Here is a 4,422-nt window from a genome sequence, read left to right on the forward strand (position 1 = left end):
AAGCCGGGAGCCGAGAACACCGACAGGGAAGTCTTTTCCTGAAGGAACAACGCAGACCGCCCATAGTGTGAATGTGCTCCGCCTTTCGGTGGAGGGTTCAAACGCGGGTGGTGACGGACTGCGAGAGCAGCGAGTTGCATACCGGATGCGAGTCCGGTAAGCTTGAAAAGTTGCCTCCGAGACGGAGACAACGAGGAAGTTACAATAAAATATCCCGCCGGGACGACACGCTTGTTGAAGGTGTGTGCAGATCGGATGTGGGTGTGTTCTTTGAGAACTCGATAGTGTGTCGATGGATTGTTAGTGCCAATTTAGGTGCTGTATGTCTGTCACGGTGACGAAATCCCAGTCTGGGGTTTGGTCGGGTTGACGGATGTGTGGTGCCGGCATTAGTTAGATAATTTTTTGATCCCATCGCAGGTTTTGAGTCCTGTGGTGGTGTCAGTTTTTGTTTGGTTGGGATTATGAAATCTCTTCAGGACATATTTTTTTGAAACTCGTTGGCTCTTCGGAGTCGGCGTTTTTTGGAAGGTTTTCATGGAGAGTTTGATCCTGGCTCAGGACGAACGCTGGCGGCGTGCTTAACACATGCAAGTCGAACGATGAAGCCAGCTTGCTGGTGGATTAGTGGCGAACGGGTGAGTAACACGTGGGTGATCTGCCCCAAACTTTGGGATAAGCCTGGGAAACTGGGTCTAATACCGAATATGACCACTGGATGCATGTCTGGTGGTGGAAAGCTCCGGCGGTTTGGGATGGGCCCGCGGCCTATCAGCTTGTTGGTGGGGTAATGGCCTACCAAGGCGACGACGGGTAGCCGGCCTGAGAGGGCGACCGGCCACACTGGGACTGAGACACGGCCCAGACTCCTACGGGAGGCAGCAGTGGGGAATATTGCACAATGGGCGCAAGCCTGATGCAGCGACGCCGCGTGAGGGATGACGGCCTTCGGGTTGTAAACCTCTTTCACCAGGGACGAAGCGAAAGTGACGGTACCTGGAGAAGAAGCACCGGCCAACTACGTGCCAGCAGCCGCGGTAATACGTAGGGTGCGAGCGTTGTCCGGAATTACTGGGCGTAAAGAGTTCGTAGGCGGTTTGTCGCGTCGTTCGTGAAAACTTGGGGCTTAACTCCAAGCGTGCGGGCGATACGGGCAGACTTGAGTACTACAGGGGAGACTGGAATTCCTGGTGTAGCGGTGAAATGCGCAGATATCAGGAGGAACACCGGTGGCGAAGGCGGGTCTCTGGGTAGTAACTGACGCTGAGGAACGAAAGCGTGGGTAGCGAACAGGATTAGATACCCTGGTAGTCCACGCCGTAAACGGTGGGTACTAGGTGTGGGTTCCTTTTCACGGGATCCGTGCCGTAGCTAACGCATTAAGTACCCCGCCTGGGGAGTACGGCCGCAAGGCTAAAACTCAAAGGAATTGACGGGGGCCCGCACAAGCGGCGGAGCATGTGGATTAATTCGATGCAACGCGAAGAACCTTACCTGGGTTTGACATACACCAGAAAGCCATAGAGATATGGCCCCCCTTGTGGTTGGTGTACAGGTGGTGCATGGCTGTCGTCAGCTCGTGTCGTGAGATGTTGGGTTAAGTCCCGCAACGAGCGCAACCCTTATCTTATGTTGCCAGCGCGTAATGGCGGGGACTCGTGAGAGACTGCCGGGGTCAACTCGGAGGAAGGTGGGGATGACGTCAAGTCATCATGCCCCTTATGTCCAGGGCTTCACACATGCTACAATGGCCGGTACAGAGGGCTGCGATACCGTGAGGTGGAGCGAATCCCTTAAAGCCGGTCTCAGTTCGGATCGGGGTCTGCAACTCGACCCCGTGAAGTCGGAGTCGCTAGTAATCGCAGATCAGCAACGCTGCGGTGAATACGTTCCCGGGCCTTGTACACACCGCCCGTCACGTCATGAAAGTTGGTAACACCCGAAGCCGGTGGCCCAACCCCTTGTGGGAGGGAGCCGTCGAAGGTGGGATTGGCGATTGGGACGAAGTCGTAACAAGGTAGCCGTACCGGAAGGTGCGGCTGGATCACCTCCTTTCTAAGGAGCAACATAAACCACGCTCTTGTGTGCTGCTTTGTACCAGCACCGGCGTTTCCTTGTGGAACGTTCGGATCGTGGTGGCCCCACGTCACTGGCGAATGTTCAGTGGTGGGAGCTCAAATGGGTGAAACACTAACAATGCCGGTCAGCTTTCGTGAGAAAGTGGCGCCGGCGTTTGTGTGGGTGACCACATAAAGCATCGATACACTATTGGGTCCTGAGGGAACACACCTCTGCGTGAGCAGAGAGGTGTTTGTCTCTAGGGTTAGACATAGATGCCGATTGCGGTCCGCCTGTTATCAACACACGCTGAAGAGTGTGGGTTGGGGTGTTGGATGTAGTTGGTGTGTGTTGTTTGAGAATTGCACAGTGGATGCGAGCATCTTTATTTTTGTTTTGATAAATGTTTGTAAGTGTTTAAGAGCGTACGGTGGATGCCTTGGCACCAGGAGCCGATGAAGGACGTAGGAGGCTGCGATAAGCCTCGGGGAGCTGTCAACCGAGCTGTGATCCGAGGGTGTCCGAATGGGGAAACCCAGCACGAGTGATGTCGTGTTACCCGCATCTGAATATATAGGGTGTGTGGAGGGAACGTGGGGAAGTGAAACATCTCAGTACCCACAGGAAGAGAAAACAACATGTGATTCCGTGAGTAGTGGCGAGCGAAAGCGGATGAGGCTAAACCATGCAGATGTGATACCCGGCAGGGGTTGTCTGTGTGGGGTTGTGGGATCTATTTTGTCGATTCTGCCGGATCGGCCGACAGTAAAAAATTGTTGTGTTAGTCGAAGTGGTCTGGAACGGCCTGCCGTTGAGGGTGAGAGTCCCGTAGACGAAAACATGACAACTGTTGTAGTAGACACCCAAGTAGCAGCGGGCCCGTGAAATCTGCTGTGAATCTGTCGGGACCACCCGATAAGCCTGAATACTCCCTGGTGACCGATAGCGGACTAGTACCGTGAGGGAAAGGTGAAAAGTACCCCGGGAGGGGAGTGAAATAGTACCTGAAACCGTGCGCTTACAATCCGTCAAAGCCGATGCATCGTTGAGTCGATGGTGGGTGATGGCGTGCCTTTTGAAGAATGAGCCTGCGAGTTAGTGCTCGGTGGCGAGGTTAACCCGTGAGGGGCAGCCGTAGCGAAAGCGAGTCCGAATAGGGCGTTTCCAGTCGCCGGGTCTAGACCCGAAGCGGAGTGATCTACCCATGGCCAGGTTGAAGCGACGGTAAGACGTCGTGGAGGACCGAACCCACTTCAGTTGAAAATGGAGGGGATGAGCTGTGGGTAGGGGTGAAAGGCCAATCAAACTCCGTGATAGCTGGTTCTCCCCGAAATGCATTTAGGTGCAGCGTCGCATGTTCCTCACTGGAGGTAGAGCTACTGGATGGCCGATGGGCCCTACAAGGTTACTGACGTCAGCCAAACTCCGAATGCCAGTGAGTCAGAGTGCGGCAGTGAGACTGCGGGCGATAAGGTTCGTAGTCGAGAGGGAAACAGCCCAGATCGCCGGCTAAGGCCCCTAAGCGTGTACTAAGTGGAAAAGGATGTGGGGTCGCGAAGACAACCAGGAGGTTGGCTTAGAAGCAGCCACCCTTGAAAGAGTGCGTAATAGCTCACTGGTCAAGTGATCCTGCGCCGACAATGTAGCGGGGCTCAAGTACACCGCCGAAGCCGCGGCACTCACACAATAGCCCGCCTTCTGTTTGCGAACAGTTGGCTAGGTGTGTGGGTGGGTAGGGGAGCGTCCTGCATCCATGGAAGCATCGGAGTGATCCAGGTGTGGAGGGTGTGGGAGTGAGAATGCAGGCATGAGTAGCGAAAGCGAAGTGAGAAACTTCGCCGCCGAATGACCAAGGGTTCCTGGGCCAGGCTAATCCGCCCAGGGTGAGTCGGGACCTAAGGCGAGGCCGACAGGCGTAGTCGATGGACAACGGGTTGATATTCCCGTACCCGTGTAGTCGCGCCCGTGATGAATCAGTTGTACTAACTGTCCAAAAAGTTCTTTTCCACCTTCGGGTGGTCTGGGACCGGCTGCACAGGACCTTAGCTGGTAGTAGTCAAGCGATGGGGTGACGCAGGAAGGTAGTGGGGCCAGTCAGTGGTTGTACTGGTGTAAGCCTGTAGGGCGTGTTCTAGGCAAATCCGGAACACATATAGCCTGAGAGGTGATGCGTAGCCGAATGAGGCGAATTCCATGATCCTATGCTGCCGAGAAAAGCCTCTAGCGAGTGGCGACACGGCCCGTACCCCAAACCAACACAGGTGGTCAGGTAGAGAATACTAAGGCGATCGAGAGAACTGTGGTTAAGGAACTCGGCAAAATGCCCCCGTAACTTCGGGAGAAGGGGGACCATGTCTGGTGATG

The 4,422-nt window shown here is 54.9% G+C and carries 2 rRNA genes; both read left to right on the top strand.

From position 1 onward, the window contains the following. Nucleotides 1-534: 534 nt before the first annotated feature. Nucleotides 535-2,055: ribosomal RNA gene (locus tag AC51GR_RS25620) — 16S ribosomal RNA — on the top strand. Between the two features lie 410 nt (nucleotides 2,056-2,465). Next, nucleotides 2,466-4,422: ribosomal RNA gene (locus AC51GR_RS25625) — 23S ribosomal RNA — on the top strand; the annotation flags it as partial.

The sequence above is a fragment of the Williamsia sp. z71 genome (genome assembly GCF_059553375.1).